The organism is Pseudomonas sp. WPR_5_2, from assembly GCF_003634475.1.
Taxonomy (GTDB): Bacteria; Pseudomonadota; Gammaproteobacteria; order Pseudomonadales; family Pseudomonadaceae; genus Aquipseudomonas; species Aquipseudomonas izuensis.
Map to the genome: position 1 here is coordinate 242,229 of NZ_RBLA01000004.1, position 20,078 is coordinate 262,306.

A 20,078-nucleotide genomic window follows, 5' to 3' on the forward strand; every position below is an offset into this window, starting at 1 on the left:
CTGGTAGCCTTTCCGCCCTGGAGCAAGCCATGCAAGACCTCGATCCCGTCGAAACCCAGGAATGGCTGGACGCCCTGGAATCGGTTCTCGACAAAGAAGGCGAAGACCGTGCTCACTATCTGATGACCCGTATGGGCGAACTCGCGACCCGCAGCGGCTCGCAATTGCCTTACGCCATCACCACGCCTTACCGCAACACCATCCCGGTTACCCACGAAGCACGCATGCCTGGCGATCTGTTCATGGAACGCCGCATTCGCTCGCTGGTACGCTGGAACGCGATGGCCATGGTAATGCGTACGAACCTGAAAGATTCTGACCTGGGTGGTCACATCTCCAGCTTCGCCTCCAGTGCGACCCTGTATGACATCGGCTTCAACTACTTCTTCCAGGCCCCGACCGACGAACACGGCGGCGACCTGATCTACTTCCAGGGCCACACCTCGCCAGGCGTCTACGCCCGTGCATTCATGGAAGGCCGCATCACCGAAGACCAGATGAACAACTTCCGCCAGGAAGTGGACGGTCAGGGCCTGTCGTCCTACCCGCACCCTTGGCTGATGCCTGATTTCTGGCAGTTCCCGACCGTATCCATGGGTCTGGGCCCGATCCAGGCGATCTACCAGGCACGCTTCATGAAGTACCTGGAAGCCCGCGGCTTCATTCCGGAAGGCAAGCAGAAAGTCTGGTGCTTCCTGGGCGACGGCGAGTGCGACGAGCCGGAATCCCTGGGCGCGATCTCGCTGGCTGGCCGCGAGAAGCTCGACAACCTGATCTTCGTCATCAACTGCAACCTGCAGCGCCTCGATGGCCCGGTTCGCGGCAACGGCAAGATCATCCAGGAACTCGAAGGTGTGTTCCGCGGTGCTCACTGGAACGTGACCAAAGTCATCTGGGGCCGTTTCTGGGACCCACTGCTGGCCAAGGACGTCGACGGCATCCTGCAACGCCGGATGGACGAAGTCATCGACGGCGAGTACCAGAACTACAAAGCCAAAGACGGCGCGTTCGTGCGTGAACACTTCTTCAACTCGCCAGAACTCAAGGCGATGGTTGCAGACCTGTCCGACGACGAGATCTGGAAGCTCAACCGTGGCGGCCACGACCCGTACAAGGTCTACGCGGCGTACCACGAAGCGGTCAACCACAAAGAACAACCTACCGTCATCCTGGCCAAGACCATCAAGGGTTATGGCACCGGTGCCGGCGAAGCGAAAAACACCGCGCACAACACCAAGAAGGTTGATGTTGAAAGCCTGAAGCTGTTCCGCGATCGTTTCGACATCCCGGTCAAGGATTCCGAGCTGGAAAACCTGCCGTTCTTCAAGCCGGAACCGAACAGCGCCGAAGCCCGCTACCTGAGCGAGCGCCGCACTGCACTGGGCGGTTTCGTGCCACAGCGTCGCGCACAGAGCTTCAGCGTACCGACCCCATCGCTGGACACGCTCAAGGCGATCCTCGACGGTTCCGGCGACCGTGAAATCTCCACCACCATGGCGTTCGTGCGGATCCTCGCGCAACTGGTCAAGGACAAGGAAATCGGTCCGCGCATCGTCCCGATCATTCCGGACGAAGCCCGTACCTTCGGTATGGAAGGCATGTTCCGTCAGTTGGGCATCTACTCGTCCGTCGGCCAGCTCTACGAGCCAGTCGATAAAGACCAAGTGATGTTCTACAAGGAAGACAAGAAAGGCCAGATCCTCGAAGAAGGCATCAACGAAGCGGGCGCCATGAGCTCCTTCATCGCTGCCGGTACTTCGTACTCCAGCCACAACCAGCCGATGCTGCCGTTCTACATCTTCTACTCGATGTTCGGCTTCCAGCGTATCGGCGACCTGGCCTGGGCCGCTGGCGACAGCCGTACCCGTGGCTTCCTGATCGGCGGCACCGCCGGCCGTACCACCCTGAACGGTGAAGGCCTGCAACACGAAGACGGTCACAGCCACCTGCTGGCTGCCACCATCCCGAACTGCCGCACCTACGATCCAACCTACGGCTACGAGCTGGCGGTGATCATTCAGGACGGCATGAAGAAGATGACCGAAGAGCAACAGGACGTCTTCTACTACATCACCGTGATGAACGAGTCCTACCAGCAGCCAGCCATGCCGGCCGGTGCCGAAGAAGGCATCAAGAAAGGCATGTACCTGCTCGAAGAAGACACCCGCGAAGCGGCGCACCATGTTCAACTGATGGGCTCCGGCACCATCCTGCGTGAAGTCCGCGAAGCGGCGAAGATCCTGCGTGAAGAGTTCAACGTCGGCGCCGACGTGTGGAGCGTTACCAGCTTCAACGAACTGCGTCGCGACGGCCTGGCCGTTGAGCGCGCCAACCGTCTGCACCCTGGCCAGAAGCCTAAGCTGAGCTACGTTGAAGAGTGCCTGAACGGCCGCAAGGGTCCGGTCATCGCCTCTACCGACTACATGAAACTGTTCGCCGAGCAGATCCGTCAGTGGGTACCGTCCAAGGAATTCAAAGTCCTGGGCACCGACGGTTTCGGTCGCAGCGACACCCGCAAGAAACTGCGTCATTTCTTCGAAGTCGACCGTCATTTCGTGGTGTTGGCAGCCCTGGAAGCACTGGCTGACCGTGGTGACATCGAACCCAAGGTGGTCTCTGAAGCCATCGCCAAGTTCGGTATCAACCCGGAAAAACGCAACCCACTGGACTGCTGAGGAGAGATTCTGTGAGCGAACTCATTCGCGTACCTGACATCGGCAGCGGTGAAGGTGAAGTAATTGAACTGTTTGTGAAGGTCGGCGACCGTATCGAAGCCGACCAGAGCATCCTGACGCTGGAATCGGACAAGGCGAGCATGGAAGTGCCCGCGCCGAAGGCCGGTATCATCAAGAGCCTGAAAGTGAAGCTGGGCGATCGCCTGAAAGAAGGCGATGAACTGCTGGAGCTGGAAGTCGAAGGTGCTGCCGCTGCGGCCCCTGCGGCTGCCGCTGCGCCAGCGGCCAAGGCAGAGGCCAAACCGGCTGCTGCTCCAGCGCCGGCCGCCCCTGCTGCTGCGCCCGCTGCCGCTTCGGTTCAGCAAGTACACGTGCCGGACATCGGCTCGTCGGGCAAGGCCCAGATCATCGAGATCCAGGTCAAGGTCGGCGACAAAGTCGAGGCTGATCAGTCGCTGATCACCCTGGAATCCGACAAGGCGAGCATGGAAATCCCGTCGCCTGCCGCTGGCGTGGTCAAGGCCATCAGCGTCAAGCTCAACGACGAAGTCGGCACCGGCGACCTGATCCTGGACCTGGAAGTGGCGGGCGCTGCTGCGCCAGCTGCGGCTCCGGCCCAGGCTGCTGCTCCAGCTGCCGCCGCACCTGCTCCTGCTCCTGCGGCTGCTCCGGCTGCCCCAGTGGCTGACAGCGTTCAAGACATCCACGTTCCGGATATCGGTTCGGCGGGCAAGGCCAAGATCATCGAAGTCCTGGTCAAGGCCGGCGATACCGTTGAAGCCGACCAGTCGCTGATCACCCTGGAATCCGACAAGGCGAGCATGGAAATCCCGTCGCCTGCCGCCGGCGTGGTGGAAAGCGTTTCCGTCAAGCTGGACGACGAAGTCGGTACCGGCGACCTGATCCTGAAACTGAAAGTCAAAGGCGCGGCCCCGGCTGCTGCTCCGGCACCTGCCGCTGCTGCTCCGAGCGCTCCTGCTGCTGCAGCGCCTGCTGCCGCACCGGCTCCGGCTGCACCTGTTGCCGCCCCGACTGCTGCTCCTGCCAAGCCAGGCGCCAAGGTTCACGCAGGCCCGGCTGTACGCCAATTGGCCCGTGAGTTCGGCGTCGAGCTGAGCGCCGTTGGCGCCAGCGGTCCGCACGGTCGCATCCTGAAGGAAGACGTGCAGGTTTACGTCAAAGCCATGATGCAGAAGGCCAAGGAAGCGCCAGCCGCTGCTGCCGGCGCAACCGGTGGCGCGGGCATCCCGCCGATCCCGGTCGTGGACTTCAGCCGCTTCGGTGAAATCGAAGAAGTGCCGATGACCCGCCTGATGCAGGTCGGCGCTGCCAACCTGCACCGCAGCTGGCTGAATGTGCCGCACGTAACGCAATTCGACTCGGCGGATATCACCGAGCTGGAAGCGTTCCGTAACGCCCAGAAAGCCGTTGCAGAGAAGGCCGGCGTCAAGCTGACCATCCTGCCGTTGCTGCTCAAGTCCTGCGCGCACCTGCTCAAGGAACTGCCGGACTTCAACAGCTCGCTGGCTCCAAGCGGCAAGGCGATCATCCGCAAGAAGTACGTGAACATCGGCTTCGCCGTCGACACCCCGGATGGCCTGCTGGTACCGGTCATCAAGAACGTCGACCAGAAGAGCCTGTTGCAACTGGCCGCCGAGGCCGCTTCCCTGGCTGAAAAGGCCCGGACCAAGAAGCTCTCGTCGGACGAGATGCAAGGCGCCTGCTTCACCATTTCCAGCCTCGGCCACATTGGCGGCACCGGCTTCACGCCGATCGTCAACGCGCCGGAAGTGGCGATCCTCGGTGTTTCCAAGGCAACCATCCAGCCAGTCTGGGACGGTAAAGCCTTCCAGCCGAAACTGATGCTGCCCCTGTCGTTGTCCTACGATCACCGTGTGATCAACGGCGCCGCTGCTGCACGCTTCACCAAGCGCCTGAGCGACCTGCTGGCGGACATCCGCACCATCCTGCTGTAATCCCGACCGGCCCTCCCTCTCCCGGAGGGCCTGTTGCGTTTCACGTTTTCCGAGCGCCACGCTCGTACCTCAACCCCGCCAGTTTGGCGGGGCTTTTTTTGCCTGACGTTTCCCCAAAAGAATCCCTTCCTACATTTGTGGCTGATATCGCCCACAACTCATGTCCATTACGTCTCGATATTTTTTCGGACTCGGTAACTAGCCTTGGTTTAAGTCTGCGCAAAAACAGGCAATCACCTGCTTGCTCAGCTTCAACTAAATAGCGAATGGACTCGACTATGTTAAAACCAACTATTGGCCCTATTATCGGCCACACAACCACGCATCAGGCCCGTATCTTTTTACGCGGAAAAACGCAAAAGGATACGTTGGCATTTGCCGGCGTTCGCTTTCGGCGGTTCGGTGAAGAACACTGGAATAAAGGCGTTTTTACGCAACTGATCGACTCACGCGACATGTCCGGCGTCATCCTCCTCAATGACCTTGCCGCCGACACCCAATACGAATACCAGGCCGGCTGGTTCAGTCCGATGAACCCGATGCACACCGTGGAAACCGTTCAGGAACTGCCACTGCAATGGCCACGGGACATCTACCGCCTGCACACGCAGTCGAGTAAATCCATGCCTCGGGCCTATATCGTCGGTTCCTGCCGCTACCTGCGCATGACCGGCGGCGCACCCTCGAACCCGCACTGGGGCGACCGGATCTTCGCCTCGATCAACCACCTGGCGCAGCATGCGACACCGCCGATCAGCGCCATGCTGATGAGCGGCGATCAGGTTTATGTCGATGACTTGAACTTCATCGCTCCCGATCGGGAGTATCAGGAGATACTCGCCAAATACCGCGCCGCTTTCTCCCAACCGCATATCCGTCAGTTAATGTCCGGCATGCCTACTTATATGATCCTCGACGACCATGAAATCGAAGACAACTGGCCCGCCAATAAAAGCACCAATGATGAGCATTTATACAAGAACGCCATGACGGCCTATGAGTTGTATCAGGCCAGCCACAGCCCGGCTCATGAGTTGAATATTCATGGGCAACTCAATCAGCAGCTGAATCACTATTGGTATCAGTTTACCAACGGCGATATCGAGTGGTTTGTCACCGACAGCCGCACCCGGCGCAGTCTCGCGGCCAGCGACCGGCGCATTCTTGATATTGAACAGGAACAGGCGTTGTGCGACTGGCTCATCCATAGCCCGGCACGGGTCAAATTCGTGGTCACCAGCGTCATGTTCTACCCTGACCGCAAACGCCTGGGCGATGACGCCTGGAAAGCCTTTCCCGAACAACGACTGCGGCTGCTGGAGACCATTCGCATTCACAAAATCAAGAACGTCATCTTCGTTTCCGGCGATGTCCACGGCTCCTTGACCAGCCGCCTGACTCACAGCGAGGACCCGGACTTCGAAGTCCATACCATCGTCTCGTCCCCCCTGTGCAACAGCAAACTGCTGCCCTATGCCAAAGACTCCACCTTTATCCTTGACCAGCCTCTGGCTCGAACCGCCGCTGGCGATTATCGACATGAACTCACCGGTAAAGTGATCAGCCAGGACAACTTCGCGCATCTGATTGTGGATACGGAGCAGATTCGTGTGCGCTATCACGATCGGGATGGGAACCTGTTGCAATCGACACGGATTGAATTGCGAACCGGGGCTGAATTCCGTCAATAGCATGACTTTTTGCTATTAACTGGAGAAATCTTCGTGGCTGCCGACATATTCTTATAGCACTTGGCCTTCATGTCTCTTGTCAGTCGGTGTCGCAATGATGCAACCTTGCCGCAGGCAACAGTAAAGAGGGCGAGAGCCCGGCGCGTTCAGCAAATACGAAGCGAGTTTCCCTCCCTATGAAAAGCCAACCCGATGCCGCCAGCCGTATGGTGGCCGAGGTAGTGACGCAGTTGCCTGTGCCCTCGCGGCTCGGCATGCTGCGTTTCGAACGGCTGAATGAACCAAGCTGGGCGCTGCTGTTTCTCGATCCCAATTGCGAACGTCAATTCGGCTTGCCGGCCGTGGAGCTGTGCGCTCTGGTCGGCTCGCCCTACGCCAGCCTGATGGAGCCGGAGGCGCGTTATCAACTGCATGATGCGATCCAGCAACAACTGAGCGAAGGCTCGCATTACCTGATCCGCTACAGGCTGCACACCGCCACAGGCTCGCTGAACCTGCTGGAGTTGGGCGAAGCCTACAAACAACACAATCGACACCTGTTGCGCGGTTACCTGCTGGTCATCGACGGCCTGTTCGAAGATGACCCCCTGCTGCCGGCACTGGACCTGGAAACCCAGAACTCGCGCCTGCAAATCGCCCTGGAGCTCAACCAGCGCGCCCAGCTGGAACAACTGCAGCACCTGGACCGGGTGCGCGCGCAGCAGGACCTGATTCTGCTGCTGACCCGCCAGCGCTACAGCAGCAACAACTCCCTGCAAGAAGCCGCCGAACTGATCACCCGCAGTGCCTGCGAGATCTACGAGATCGACTGCGCCAGCCTGTGGCACCTGGAAGGCTCGATGCTGGCGCCGATTTCGGCCTTTCACCGCGCCAACCAGGAATACCTGTTGCCGCAGTCGATCGACGTCAGCAACTTTCCCGACTACCTCGACGCCCTGCACACGGGCCGCGCCATTGATGCCCACAACGCCATGCGCGACCCGCGCACCCGGGATATGGCCGAAAGCCTGCGCCCGCGTGATGTCAACGCGATGCTCGACGCCAGCATCCGCGTCGACGGTCAGGTGGTGGGTGTGCTGTGCCTTGAGCAGACCGGCGCCACCCGCGCCTGGCAGTCGGATGAAATCGCCTTCGCCGGCGAGCTGGCGGACCAGTTCGCCCAAGTCATCAGCAACCATAACCGGCGCACCGCCACCAGCGCCCTGCACCTGTTCCAGCGAGCGGTCGAGCAAAGCGCCAACGCCTTTCTGCTGGTCAATTGCGACGGTGTGGTGGAGTACGTCAACCCGAGCTTCACCGCGATCACCCAGTACAGCACCGAAGAAGTCCACGGCCAGCGCTTGGCGGAACTGCCGGCACTGGAAAACCTCAGCGAACTGTTGTTCGACGCGCCTTCTGCGCTGGCCAAAAGCAACAGCTGGCAGGGCGAGTTCAAGAGCCGCCGCAAAAACCTCGAACCCTACTGGGGCCAATTGTCGATCTCCAAGGTCTATGGCGACAACCGCGAACTGACCCATTACATCGGCATCTACGAGGACATCACCCAGACCAAGCTCGCCCAGCAGCGCATCGAGCGACTGGCCTACACCGATAACCTGACCAACCTCGGCAACCGCCCGGCCTTCATCCGCAACCTCGATGAACGCTTCGCCCGAGACAGCGATACCCCCATCAGCCTGCTGCTGGTGGACATCGACAACTTCAAGCGAATCAACGACAGCCTGGGCCACCAGACCGGCGACAAACTGCTGATCAGCCTGGCCCGGCGCCTGCGCAACAGCCTGAGCCCCAGCGGCAGCCTGGCGCGGTTCGCCAGTAACGAATTCGCAGTACTGCTGGACAACACTGACCTGCACACCGGCCAACAGATCGCCAGCCAGCTGCTGACCACCCTCGACAAACCGATGTTCGTCGATAACCAGTTGATCAGCGTGACCGGTTCCGTGGGCCTGGCTTGCGCCCCCCTGCACGGCCGTGACCCGCAAACCCTGATGCGCAACGCCGGGTTGGCGCTGCACAAGGCCAAGGCCAACGGTAAACATCAGGTGCAGGTATTCACCGAAGCACTGAACGCCGAGGCCAGTTACAAACTGTTCGTCGAGAACAACCTGCGCCGTGCCCTGACCCAGAACGAACTGGACGTGTTCTATCAACCCAAGCTATGCCTGCGCAGCGGTCGCCTGCTGGGCATGGAAGCATTGTTGCGCTGGGATCACCCGGAAAAAGGCATGATCCGCCCCGACCAGTTCATCAGCGTCGCGGAGGAAACCGGCCTGATCATTCCGATCGGCAAGTGGATCGCCCGCCAGGCCTGCCGCATGAGCAAAGAGCTGACCGCCGCCGGGCTGGGCAATCTTCAGGTAGCGATCAACCTGTCACCCAAACAGTTTTCCGATCCGGACCTGGTGGCGTCCATCGCCAACATCCTCAAGGAAGAAGCGCTGCCGGCGAACCTGCTGGAGCTTGAGCTGACGGAGGGCCTGCTACTGGAAGCCACCGAAGACACCCACCTGCAACTCGACCAGCTCAAACGCCTGGGCCTGACACTGGCCATGGACGATTTCGGCACCGGTTACTCGTCGCTCAGTTACTTGAAAAAATTCCCCATCGACATCATTAAGATCGATCGAAGCTTTATCCACGAAATCCCGGACAACCAGGACGACATGGAGATCACCTCCGCTGTGATCGCCATGGCCCACAACCTGAAACTCAAGGTCGTGGCTGAAGGCATCGAGACTGCCGAGCAGTTGTCTTTCCTGCGTCGCCATCGCTGCGACGTGGGTCAAGGCTATCTGTTCGATCGACCGATCCCGGGCTCCGAGCTGATCGAGAAGCTCAAACGCTACCCGCGCGGCCCGATCGCCTGACAGCGACTCAACACTCAGGCAAACTGCATTTCTAATTTTTTCAACCTGACTGAGAGGACTGATGATGGTTCTGCGCTCGGAAATTCTGGTGAACAAAAACGTGCTCCCTACCAAAGAACAAGCTCTGCCTGGCCGCGAAACCCCGATCAAGGTGCCGGACGAACATTTCGTCAATAAAAACCCGCTGCTGGGTCCATTCCCGGGCAATGTGGAATTCGCGATTTTCGGCCTGGGTTGTTTCTGGGGTGCAGAACGTCGCTTCTGGCAGCGTGAAGGCGTGTTCAGCACATCCGTGGGCTACGCTGGCGGCTTCACGCCAAACCCGACCTATGAAGAAGTCTGTTCGGGCCTGACCGGCCACAGCGAAGTGGTGCTGGTGGTGTACGAACCGGAGAAAGTCAGCTACGAAGAGCTGCTGAAGATGTTCTGGGAACTGCACAACCCGACCCAGGGCATGCGCCAGGGCAACGACATCGGCACTCAATACCGCTCGGTGATCTACGCCACCAACCCGGCACAGCTGGAAGCGGCGAAGAAGAGCGCGCAGGTGTTCCAGGCCGAACTGACCAAGGCCGGCCAAGGCATCATCACCACCGACATCGACGAAGCCCCGACCTTCTACTACGCCGAGGCTTATCACCAGCAGTATCTGGCGAAAAATCCGGAAGGCTATTGCGGCATTGGTGGCACCGGCGTCACCTGCCCGATCTAAATTTCGGACACTGAAAAGCTTCGCGGGCAAGCCTCGCTCCTACGGTCACACCGACCTGTAGAAGCGAGGCTTGCCCGCGAAGGCGTCCGATCAGACGCCAATAATGCAGCAGATCAACTCTCGGCAATCAACCAATCCATCTTCCACCCACCCTGGGTCTGCCCCAATTTCTCGGACAGCCACGGCAGCAACTCACGCAACTCTTCCTCCAGCCCCCACGGCGGATTGGCAATCGCCAGGCCGGAACCGTTCAGACTGTTGGGCGTATCCAACGGATGCACCAGCAACTCCACGCGCAACAATTTCGGTGCACCGGTGCCGGCCAGGTCCTGATAGAAGCGGCGCAATGCACGCTGATCCTTCACCGGGTACCAGATCGCCGCCACGGTTTGCCGCATCCGGCCAATCGCCTCTTTCAACGACGCCGCGCAGCGCTGCATCTCGTCGAGTTTTTCGAACGGCGGGTCGATCAGCATCACCGCCCGCTTCTCCGGCACCGGCAGCAACGCACGCGACACATGCCAGCCTTCGCCCAGGTGAACCTTGACCCGGCGATCACCGGCCATGTTGTCCTTGAGCAGCACGCCGTCTTCCGGGTGCTTCTCGTTGAGCAGCACGCGATCCTGCGGGCGGGTCAGGCGCCGCGCCAACTCCGGCGAGCCGGGGTAATAGCGCAACTGGCCATCCGGGTTCATCTCGTGCAGCACTTGCATGTAATCAGCGGTCAGGATCGGCAGATCCGGCTGATCCCACAAACGCGCGATGCCTTCCAGGTACTCACCGGTACGGCTGGCCTGATCGCCCTGAAGGTCATACAGGCCAATGCCGGCGTGCGTATCGAGATAGGCAAACGGCTGCTCCTTGCGCGACATCAGGGCGATGAGGCGGGTCAAGGTCAGGTGTTTGAACACGTCGGCGTGATTGCCGGCATGGAAGGCGTGACGATAATTCATGGCTGCTCCTGCGAAGGCCGTGAAGTTTACCTTTTACCGGCCTGCAAGTCAGGGGTTCGCGGCCGAGCGGCTGGCAATGAAGACGCAACCCTGTAGGAGCCGGCTCAGTCCAGCTCCTCCATCAGATAAGCCAACAATTCAGTTTTCGGTATGGACGGCAGGTCAGGCCCCGCGAGAAAATTCGCGACTTTACAGCGCAACACGCTCTCGGAAAACGCCTCGAAAACGTCCGGTTGCTCTTCGCCCAGCCACTGCAGCAGGTTGCTGATCCTGGTTGAATCATCTCCATCACTAAACCGTTGCAGTAGCGTTTCAGGCACCTCCCACCAGGGGAAAACCTTCGTTGCGCCTTGCCCGCCTCCACCGATCTCGACGGCCTGGCCATTGATCCAACACCGCCCGATCACTGGCAGCAGTTGCGCACAATCGACCTCGCCACACTGCAGCATCGGCAGCACATACCGCCCATCCCAGAAGCGAAAAAACGCCCTGCTGCCATTGGGCAACGTCACCTGCGTGAGGCTGCGCAAGTGTTCGACCAGCGCCTGTTGGCTCGCCGAAGAAACCGCCAGCCACCCCCAGTCACGAGACGCCGTGGTCGCCACCCATTGCAAAAACTCACTGTCCATAGCGACGGTTGCGACATAGGGCATCACCGCTACCCATCCGGCATAGGCAGTTTCGGACCAGATCGGGCTCGCCATTCTTGCGGGGGTCAAACGGCGCCAGGCTTCGAAAGGTTCGGGGGCACTGGCACTGCTGAAGATCGCGAACAGTTGTTCCGACGGTTTCGGCGGCTGGCGTTCCAGCCAGGCATGAGGTGACAGAAAATCAGACTGCACAGGCACCGTCCTCGCAACATACCTGGCAAAAAGGCGCAGCCCTTTTCAGGTTTAACATCTGCGCCATGCTCAGTGCCACGCCTTGCACAGGTGTGCTCGATGTACCCAGGGCCGGCATCAATGCCCCGCCAACCTCAATGGGTACGCTACTGAAAATCCCTTCAGGCCCAATATTGATCCAGTGCCCGCCCGCCTGAATGGTCGCGTGAACGCCACCGTCGATCACGATCTGGCTACCGGCATTGATGCGTATCTGCCCGCTTGCCTTGACGGTCTGGTTACTGACGCGGATATGCCGGTCACCTTCAACGTACAAGTACTCGTTTTGCCCGACTTGCACGTGCATATCGTGCAGGACCTGCTGATTCCAGTTGCGCTGGGCACGCAGGGAGATTTCCTCGGCGCCTTTGCGATCCTCGATGCGCAATTCGTTGTATCCACCGCCACCGGGGCTGCTCTGGCTGCGGAAAATACTACGGGTTTTGTCCGCGGGCAGGTCCAGCGGCACCGGGGTTGATGCATTGGGCAAGCACCCCATCACCAACGGCTTGTCGGCATCGGCATCGACGAAACCTACCAGTACTTCCATGCCGACCCGCGGAATCAACGCGGCACCGTAACGATCATGCGCCCAGCCAGTGGCAACTCGCAGCCAGCAACTGGAATGTTCGTTCAATGCACCGTCGCGATCCCACATCAACCGGACCTTGACCCGACCGTATTCGTCGCAATGGATTTCACTGTTCTTCGGGCCGGTGACCACGGCGGATTGATAACCGGCTACACGCGGTTTCCTGATCAGCGGTGGGCGGAAGAAAACATCCCACGGCGTTGCCAGAAAGGTATTGCGATAACCCTGGAATTCATTCGGATCGCCACTACCTGCCGACTCTTCAAGTACCTGCGGCTGCCGACCATGGTGTTCGATTTCCGTGAGCAGCCACAGGTCGTTCCATTCCCGTCGGGGGTGCCCGTCGAGTTGCAGCAAGTACCCGCTTATCAATGCGGATTGATCACTGCACCCCTGCACCCGACGGCAATCCATACGGCGACTTTCCAATGCTCGTTGCGCCAGATGCCTGCCGACTTCGGGATCGTTGAATTGCCCGGGAAAACCATAATCCTCCAGCACTGGCAGCTGCTTGCTGTCGAAACGGCTTTCCAGTTCAAGGCGAGGTTTACTGAAGTCATAGTCGCGACGGACTACCGCTGTGGTCCGGGCTTGCAGGGCGACATCGAAACGATTGATCACCGGTGTATCCCCCGCCATACCACTGCCGGGCAAATACAGTATCGACTCCTTCAGATGCAGGAAAACGGTCTGGTCATCGCCAAATACCAGCAGATGACCGTCAGGGCTGTGTCGAAAGTGGTAGTGAATGCCGATCTCTGCGCATAGCCGCTCGATGAACGCCAGGTCGCTTTCCGCGTATTGCACGCAGTATTCGCGCTCAGGGTAATCCGTGCCGAGCTGAAACTTGAAGACATCGCCGAGGATGCCGTGGTCCTTGAGGATTTGCGTGATGATCGCCGGCACGCTTTGGTGTTGGAAAATCCGCTGATTGATGCGCTGGCTCAGATAAGCCAGGCGTGGCACCAGGCTGATCTGGTAGCGCGTCAGGCGCTTGCCGCAATCGCCTTGGCCAATGCGAAATATCTGGCCATGAATACCCGAGCCTTGTGCATCAAAACTCAGAAACGCCTGACGGTGCAGGAGACTTTCGAGTTCGATGTCCGGCCGCTCGCTGACCAGTTCCAGATCAAAACGGTACGGCTGGCTGATGGCCTCCTTGCCCGTGAACTCAAGCACCTTGAGGTCATGGTCGGAACCTTCGACAGTCAGCGTAAAGCGGGGTTGATTAGCAGGAGCGAACATCCGGTGTGACTCTGCAGATTGGAAGCGGGCGATTCTGCATGAGACGCATGGGGGATGAACGAGGGGCTGGAAAAACAGAAATGCCCTACTCCACTTGAAGTTTTAACCTTCAAAAAACGACTCTTCCGGCTACAGACATTCCCTTCAGTAATGATGTGGTGAGGCGGATGACGCCTTCGCGGGCAAGCCTCGCTCCTACAGGATTGGGTGTGCTCCCGCGACGTTCGGAACGACACAAAACCTGTAGGAGCGAGGCTTGCCCGCGAAGACGGCAGCACAAACACTGGAACACTCACGCCAAACGCAAAAACGGCCCGCCTCCAACAGGAGGCGGGCCGTTTTCGGTCAAGCGCTGGCTTCGAGCAATTCGCTCAACCCATCACTTGTTCAGGCGGTAATCACCTTCAGCCGCGGCGAAGCGCTGCAGCATGCCGGACGTCGGGGCGCCCAGTTTGCTGACGATGTAGATCGCCAGGCTGGCAAAAATGAAACCCGGGATGATTTCGTACAGGCCCAGCAGTTGGAAGTGTTTCCAGACGATCACGGTGATCGCGCCGACCAGGATACCGGCCAGTGCGCCGTTGCGGGTCATGTCTTTCCAGATCACGGAGATCAGCACCACCGGACCGAAGGCGGCACCGAAACCGGCCCAGGCGTAGCTGACCAGACCCAACACGCGGTTTTCCGGGTTGGCAGCCATCGCGATGGCGATCAGGGCAACCAGCAGCACCATGGCTCGGCCGACCCAGACCAGCTCTACTTGGGAAGCCGATTTGCGCAGGAAGGTTTTGTAGAAGTCTTCGGTCAGGGCGCTCGAGCACACCAGCAGTTGGCAGCTCAGGGTGCTCATCACGGCAGCCAGGATGGCCGACAGCAAAACACCGGCGATCCATGGGTTGAACAGGATTTTCGCCAGTTCGATGAACACACGCTCGTGGTTCTCGCTCACCGGCATGGCCACGGCAGGATTGGCCGAGAAATAGGCAATGCCGAAGAAACCGACAGCGACGGTGCCGCCCAGGCACAGGATCATCCAGGTCATGGAGATGCGACGGGCATTGGCAATCGACTTCACCGAATCCGCCGCCATGAAACGCGCCAGGATGTGCGGCTGACCAAAGTAGCCCAAGCCCCAACCCATCAGCGAAATGATGCCGATGAAGGTCGTGCCTTTGAGCATGTCGAAGTTGCCTGGATCCTGTGCTTCGATGGCCAGGAACGTGGTGTCGACGCCACCGGTAGCCAGCAGCACGATGATCGGCGTGAGGATCAGGGCGAAAATCATCAGGGTGGCCTGTACGGTGTCAGTCCAGCTCACCGCCAGGAAACCGCCGACGAAGGTGTAGGCAATCGTTGCCGCGGCACCGGCCCACAGTGCCGTCTCGTAGGACATGCCGAAGGTGCTTTCGAACAGACGGGCACCGGCCACGATGCCCGAGGCGCAGTAGATGGTGAAGAACACCAGGATCACCACCGCAGAGATGATCCGCAGCAGGCCGCTTTTGTCTTCGAAACGGCTGGCGAAGTAGTCCGGCAGCGTCAGGGCATCACCGTTGTGCTCGGTCTGCACGCGCAGGCGGCCGGCGACGAACAGCCAGTTCAGGTACGCACCGACGATCAGGCCGATGGCAATCCAGCTTTCGGAAAGACCGGACATGTAGATCGCGCCCGGCAGGCCCATCAACAACCAGCCGCTCATGTCGGAAGCGCCGGCGGACAGCGCGGTGACGACGCTGCCCAGGCTGCGACCACCCAGGATGTAATCGGAAAGATTGTTGGTGGAGCGATAGGCCATGAAGCCAATCAGCACCATGGCTGCGATGTAGATCACGAACGTGATCAGGGTTGGATTCGTTACGCTCATTAAGTGACGCCCTGGCTTTGTTTTTATGTAGCGGCGCTGTTGAACCGGCCACAAACGATGACGTTTGACAGACGATTCGGGATCGCGCGCATTTATGACTGATGTTTCCCCAGGAAAGCCATCAGCCGGCTCAACCACGTCCTAGACGGGTTGCACCTTGTGGCGCGAATGCTAGTCAACAAAGCAAATAAGGTGCAACCCATTTCTTGAGAATCAGTTGCACCCGGATCACTTTCCCGTAACCAGATGTTTTTTACTCCCTTTTAGCGCAGTCCAGACGCTTTTCTAGAAGTAAAAGCGCCAAGCACTGGCGGCACACTCGTACCAGAATTCAATTCCCGACGAGGTGAAGATTATTCCTACAAAAAAAGGGTTGCACCCGGTTGCACCTCCTTCAGCGCACAGCTAATCTTGCCGCCAGCTGATGCCACGCAGTCGTGGCAAACATGAGGATAAAAACATGGCTACCACCACCCTTGGGGTCAAACTCGACGACCCGACCCGCGAACGCCTCAAGGCTGCCGCGACCTCGATTGATCGCACGCCGCACTGGCTGATCAAGCAGGCAATTTTCAATTACCTGGAAAAACTCGAGGGTGGTGCAACCCTGACCGAGCTGAACGGTTTGACCACCGCTGTCGCTGACGACGCAGGTGACGTCCACGTCGATCACGCTCACCAGTGCTTCCTTGAGTTCGCCGAAAGCATCCTGCCGCAATCGGTACTGCGCGCCTCGATCACCGCTGCTTACCGTCGCCCGGAACCGGAAGTGGTGCCGATGCTGATCGAGCAGGCACGCCTGCCGGCATTGATGGCCGAAGCCACCAACAAACTCGCCGCATCCATCGCGGAAAAACTGCGCAACCAGAAGAGCGCCGGCGGCCGTGCCGGTATCGTTCAGGGCCTGTTGCAGGAATTCTCCCTGTCGTCCCAGGAAGGTGTGGCACTGATGTGTCTGGCCGAAGCGCTGTTGCGCATCCCGGACAAAGGCACCCGCGACGCGCTGATCCGCGACAAGATCAGCACCGGCAACTGGCAACCGCACCTGGGCAACAGCCCGTCGCTGTTCGTCAATGCTGCCACGTGGGGCCTGCTGCTTACCGGCAAGCTTGTGTCTACGCACAATGAAGCCGGCCTGACTTCTTCCCTGAGCCGCATCATCGGCAAGAGCGGCGAGCCGATGATCCGCAAGGGCGTCGACATGGCCATGCGCCTGATGGGCGAGCAGTTCGTCACCGGCGAAACCATCGCCGAAGCCCTGGCCAATGCCAGCAAGTTCGAAGCCAAGGGCTTCCGTTATTCCTACGACATGCTCGGTGAAGCCGCACTCACCGAACATGACGCGCAGAAGTACCTGGCCTCGTACGAACAAGCCATCCACTCGATCGGCAAAGCCTCCCACGGCCGTGGGATTTATGAAGGCCCGGGCATCTCCATCAAGCTGTCCGCCTTGCACCCGCGCTACAGCCGCGCCCAGTACGAGCGCGTGATGGACGAGCTGTACCCGCGCCTGCTGTCGCTGACCCTGCTGGCCAAGCAATACGACATCGGCCTGAACATCGACGCCGAAGAAGCCGACCGCCTCGAACTGTCGCTGGATCTGCTGGAGCGCCTGTGCTTCGAGCCGCAACTGACCGGCTGGAACGGCATCGGTTTCGTGATCCAGGCCTACCAGAAGCGTTGCCCGTACGTGATCGACTACGTGATCGACCTGGCTCGCCGCAGCCGTCATCGCCTGATGATCCGCCTGGTGAAAGGCGCGTACTGGGACAGCGAAATCAAGCGCGCCCAGGTCGAAGGCCTGGAAGGCTACCCGGTCTACACCCGCAAGGTGTACACCGACGTTTCCTACATCGCTTGCGCCCGCAAACTGTTGTCGGTACCAGAAGTCATTTATCCGCAGTTCGCCACGCACAACGCCCATACCCTGTCGGCCATTTACCACATCGCCGGTCAGAACTATTACCCGGGTCAGTACGAATTCCAGTGCCTACACGGCATGGGTGAACCGCTGTACGAGCAGGTTGTAGGCAAAGTCTCCGAGGGCAAGCTGAACCGTCCGTGCCGCGTGTACGCACCGGTCGGCACCCACGAAACCCTGCTGGCGTACCTGGTGCGTCGCTTGCTGGAAAACGGCGCCAACACGTCGTTCGTCAACCGTATCGCCGACCAGTCGATCTCGATTCAGGAACTGGTCGCCGATCCGGTGGCCAGCATCGAGCAAATGGCGACGCTGGAAGGCGGCTTCGGCCTGCCACACCCGCGCATCCCGTTGCCGCGTGACCTGTACGGCTCCGAGCGCGCCAACTCCAGCGGCATCGACATGGCGAACGAGCATCGCCTGGCATCGCTGTCCTGCGCCCTGCTGGCCACCGCGCACAACCACTGGAAAGCCGCGCCGATGCTCGGTTGCGCCTCCAGCACCGAAACGCCGGCACCGGTCTTGAACCCGTCCGATCTGCGTGACGTGGTCGGCCATGTGCAGGAGGCCACCGTCGAAGACGTCGACAACGCCATTCAATGCGCCCTGAACGCCGCACCGATCTGGCAGGCCACCCCGCCAGCCGAGCGGGCCGCGATCCTGGAGCGTGCCGCCGACTTGATGGAAGGCGAGATCCAGCCGCTGATGGGCCTGCTGGCCCGCGAAGCCGGCAAGACATTCGCCAACGCCATTGCCGAAGTGCGTGAAGCTGTCGACTTCCTGCGTTATTACGCAGTGCAGGCGCGCAACGATTTCACCAACGACGCTCACCGCCCGCTGGGTCCGGTGGTGTGCATCAGCCCGTGGAACTTCCCGCTGGCAATCTTCAGCGGCCAGGTCGCCGCTGCTCTTGCCGCCGGTAACCCGGTGCTGGCCAAGCCTGCGGAACAGACGCCGCTGGTGGCTGCCCAGGCCGTGCGCCTGCTGCTTGAGGCCGGTATTCCGGAAGGCGTGCTGCAACTGCTGCCGGGCCGTGGCGAAACCGTCGGTGCCGGCCTGGTCGGCGACGATCGCGTCAAAGGCGTGATGTTCACCGGCTCCACCGAAGTCGCACGCCTGCTGCAACGCAACATCGCCGGTCGCCTGGACAGCCAGGGTCGTCCGATTCCGCTGATCGCCGAAACCGGCGGCCAGAACGCGATGATCGTTGACTCCTCGGCCCTGACCGAACAAGTGGTCATCGACGTCGTATCGTCGGCCTTCGACAGCGCCGGTCAGCGTTGCTCGGCCTTGCGCGTGCTGTGCTTGCAGGAAGATTCCGCCGACCGCGTCATCGAAATGCTCAAGGGCGCGATGGCTGAAAGCCGTCTCGGCAACCCGGAGCGCCTGTCCGTGGACATCGGCCCGGTAATCGACGCCGAAGCCAAGGCCGGCATCGAGAAGCACATCCAGGCCATGCGCGACAAAGGTCGCAACGTGTACCAGGTGGCCATCGCCGACGCCGAAGAAGTCAAACGCGGCACCTTCGTGATGCCGACTTTGATCGAACTGGAAAGCTTCGATGAACTGCAACGGGAAATCTTCGGCCCGGTGCTGCACGTGGTTCGCTACAAGCGCAAGGACATCGATCAACTGATCGCTCAGATCAACGCATCCGGTTACGGCCTGACCCTGGGCGTACACACCCGCATCGACGAGACCATCGCCAAGGTGATCGACACCGTCAACGCCGGTAACGTCTACGTCAACCGCAACATCGTCGGTGCCGTGGTCGGTGTGCAACCGTTCGGCGGCGAAGGCCTGTCGGGTACGGGTCCGAAGGCCGGAGGCCCGCTGTACCTGTACCGCCTGTTGTCGACGCGTCCTACCGATGCCATCGAACAATCCTTCGCTCGCGGTGATGCTGCCGTGGCACCGGACGTGCGCCTGCGTGACGCCATGAGCAAGCCGCTCAACGCTCTGAAAGCCTGGGCCGACAACAACAAGTTCGCCGACCTGAGCACCCTGTGCGTGCAGTTCGCCGCGCAATCGCAAAGCGGTGTGACTCGCGTACTGGCCGGCCCGACCGGCGAGCGCAACAGCTATGCGATCCTGCCGCGCGAGCACGTACTGTGCCTGGCGGAAGTCGAAGGTGACCTGCTGACCCAGCTGGCGGCGGTACTGGCTGTTGGGGGTTCGGCGGTCTGGCCGGAAGCTGAACTGAGCAAGGCGCTGTTCGCACGCCTGCCGAAGGAGATTCAGACACGCATCAAGCTGGTGTCCGACTGGAACAAGGACGAGGTGGTGTTTGATGCCGTGCTGCATCACGGCCATTCCGACCAGTTGCGCGCGGTCTGCCAGCAAGTGGCCAAGCGTGCCGGCGCGATCGTGGGTGTGCAGGGTCTGTCACAAGGTGAATCCAACATTGCGCTGGAACGCCTGGTGATTGAGCGCGCGCTGAGCGTTAACACGGCGGCGGCGGGTGGTAATGCGAGCTTGATGACCATCGGTTAAACCGCAATAAGAACGGGCAACCGCAATGGCTGCCCGGTCTGCAATATCCCCTGTGGGAGCGAGCCTGCTCGCGAAAGCGGTTCATCATCCAACATTAATTTTGGATGTGCCGGCCTCTTCGCGAGCAGGCTCGCTCCCACATTTGATTAGCGCTAGCCGCACCCTACCATCACCCTCATCAATCATCCTGTTCAGCCTCTATTCC

10 protein-coding genes are annotated in these 20,078 nt (G+C 60.1%); 6 read left to right on the plus strand and 4 right to left on the minus strand.

What is annotated here, in order from left to right; translation table 11 throughout:
• The first annotated feature begins 29 nt into the window (after positions 1 to 29).
• The 5 genes from aceE (at position 30) to msrA (ending at position 9,924) form a co-directional block, all read left to right on the plus strand.
• Positions 30 to 2,675 carry a pyruvate dehydrogenase (acetyl-transferring), homodimeric type gene (gene aceE, locus BJ917_RS16765; protein ID WP_096513749.1) on the plus strand — a complete coding sequence of 882 codons (2,646 nt, stop codon included), beginning with the start codon at positions 30 to 32 and terminating at the stop codon, positions 2,673 to 2,675.
• Between the two features lie 11 nt (positions 2,676 to 2,686).
• Positions 2,687 to 4,651, plus strand: a complete 1,965-nt coding sequence (gene aceF / locus BJ917_RS16770) for a dihydrolipoyllysine-residue acetyltransferase (RefSeq protein WP_121103879.1) — start codon at positions 2,687 to 2,689, stop codon at positions 4,649 to 4,651.
• 278 nt (positions 4,652 to 4,929) lie between these two features.
• On the plus strand, positions 4,930 to 6,342 hold the full coding sequence (locus BJ917_RS16775; protein WP_121103880.1) for an alkaline phosphatase D family protein: 1,413 nt from the start codon (positions 4,930 to 4,932) through the stop codon (positions 6,340 to 6,342).
• Between the two features lie 176 nt (positions 6,343 to 6,518).
• Positions 6,519 to 9,212, plus strand: coding sequence for an EAL domain-containing protein (locus tag BJ917_RS16780; protein ID WP_121103881.1), 2,694 nt, complete (start codon positions 6,519 to 6,521; stop codon positions 9,210 to 9,212).
• 64 nt (positions 9,213 to 9,276) lie between these two features.
• Positions 9,277 to 9,924: a peptide-methionine (S)-S-oxide reductase MsrA gene (gene msrA / locus BJ917_RS16785; protein ID WP_096515587.1), complete on the plus strand. Its 648-nt coding sequence runs from the start codon at positions 9,277 to 9,279 to the stop codon at positions 9,922 to 9,924.
• Positions 9,925 to 10,037: 113 nt separating this feature from the next.
• On the opposite strand, the gene BJ917_RS16790 is transcribed toward msrA, so the two are convergent.
• The 4 genes from BJ917_RS16790 to putP all read right to left on the minus strand — a co-directional run bounded on the left by BJ917_RS16790 (position 10,038) and on the right by putP (position 15,459).
• The gene (locus tag BJ917_RS16790) at positions 10,038 to 10,877 is read right to left on the minus strand and encodes a 23S rRNA (adenine(2030)-N(6))-methyltransferase RlmJ (RefSeq protein WP_096513753.1); all 840 of its coding nucleotides are present in this window, start codon (positions 10,875 to 10,877) and stop codon (positions 10,038 to 10,040) included.
• Positions 10,878 to 10,981: 104 nt separating this feature from the next.
• Complete coding sequence (locus tag BJ917_RS16795) at positions 10,982 to 11,719, minus strand: DUF4123 domain-containing protein (protein WP_121103882.1); 738 nt, start codon at positions 11,717 to 11,719, stop codon at positions 10,982 to 10,984.
• On the minus strand, positions 11,709 to 13,595 hold the full coding sequence (locus tag BJ917_RS16800; protein ID WP_121103883.1) for a type VI secretion system tip protein VgrG: 1,887 nt from the start codon (positions 13,593 to 13,595) through the stop codon (positions 11,709 to 11,711). Before BJ917_RS16800 ends, BJ917_RS16795 begins: the two co-directional genes overlap by 11 nt.
• A gap of 379 nt (positions 13,596 to 13,974) precedes the next feature.
• Entirely contained in the window at positions 13,975 to 15,459 is a 1,485-nt protein-coding gene (putP, locus tag BJ917_RS16805; protein ID WP_121103884.1) for a sodium/proline symporter PutP, read from the minus strand.
• 460 nt (positions 15,460 to 15,919) lie between these two features.
• Between putP and putA the strand changes: the two genes are divergently transcribed.
• Positions 15,920 to 19,873, plus strand: coding sequence for a trifunctional transcriptional regulator/proline dehydrogenase/L-glutamate gamma-semialdehyde dehydrogenase (gene putA, locus BJ917_RS16810; protein ID WP_121103885.1), 3,954 nt, complete (start codon positions 15,920 to 15,922; stop codon positions 19,871 to 19,873).
• The last annotated feature ends 205 nt before the right edge of the window (positions 19,874 to 20,078 follow it).

What these genes read in the sequence shown, in the direction of transcription:
- aceE (WP_096513749.1), top strand. Translation starts at nt 30, where the DNA reads ATGCAAGACCTCGATCCCGTCGAAACCCAGGAATGGCTGGACGCCCTG.
- BJ917_RS16775 (WP_121103880.1), top strand. Translation starts at nt 4,930, where the DNA reads ATGTTAAAACCAACTATTGGCCCTATTATCGGCCACACAACCACGCAT.
- BJ917_RS16780 (WP_121103881.1), top strand. Translation starts at nt 6,519, where the DNA reads ATGAAAAGCCAACCCGATGCCGCCAGCCGTATGGTGGCCGAGGTAGTG.
- msrA (WP_096515587.1), top strand. Translation starts at nt 9,277, where the DNA reads ATGGTTCTGCGCTCGGAAATTCTGGTGAACAAAAACGTGCTCCCTACC.
- BJ917_RS16790 (WP_096513753.1), bottom strand. Translation starts at nt 10,877, where the DNA reads ATGAATTATCGTCACGCCTTCCATGCCGGCAATCACGCCGACGTGTTC.
- BJ917_RS16800 (WP_121103883.1), bottom strand. Translation starts at nt 13,595, where the DNA reads ATGTTCGCTCCTGCTAATCAACCCCGCTTTACGCTGACTGTCGAAGGT.
- putP (WP_121103884.1), bottom strand. Translation starts at nt 15,459, where the DNA reads ATGAGCGTAACGAATCCAACCCTGATCACGTTCGTGATCTACATCGCA.
- putA (WP_121103885.1), top strand. Translation starts at nt 15,920, where the DNA reads ATGGCTACCACCACCCTTGGGGTCAAACTCGACGACCCGACCCGCGAA.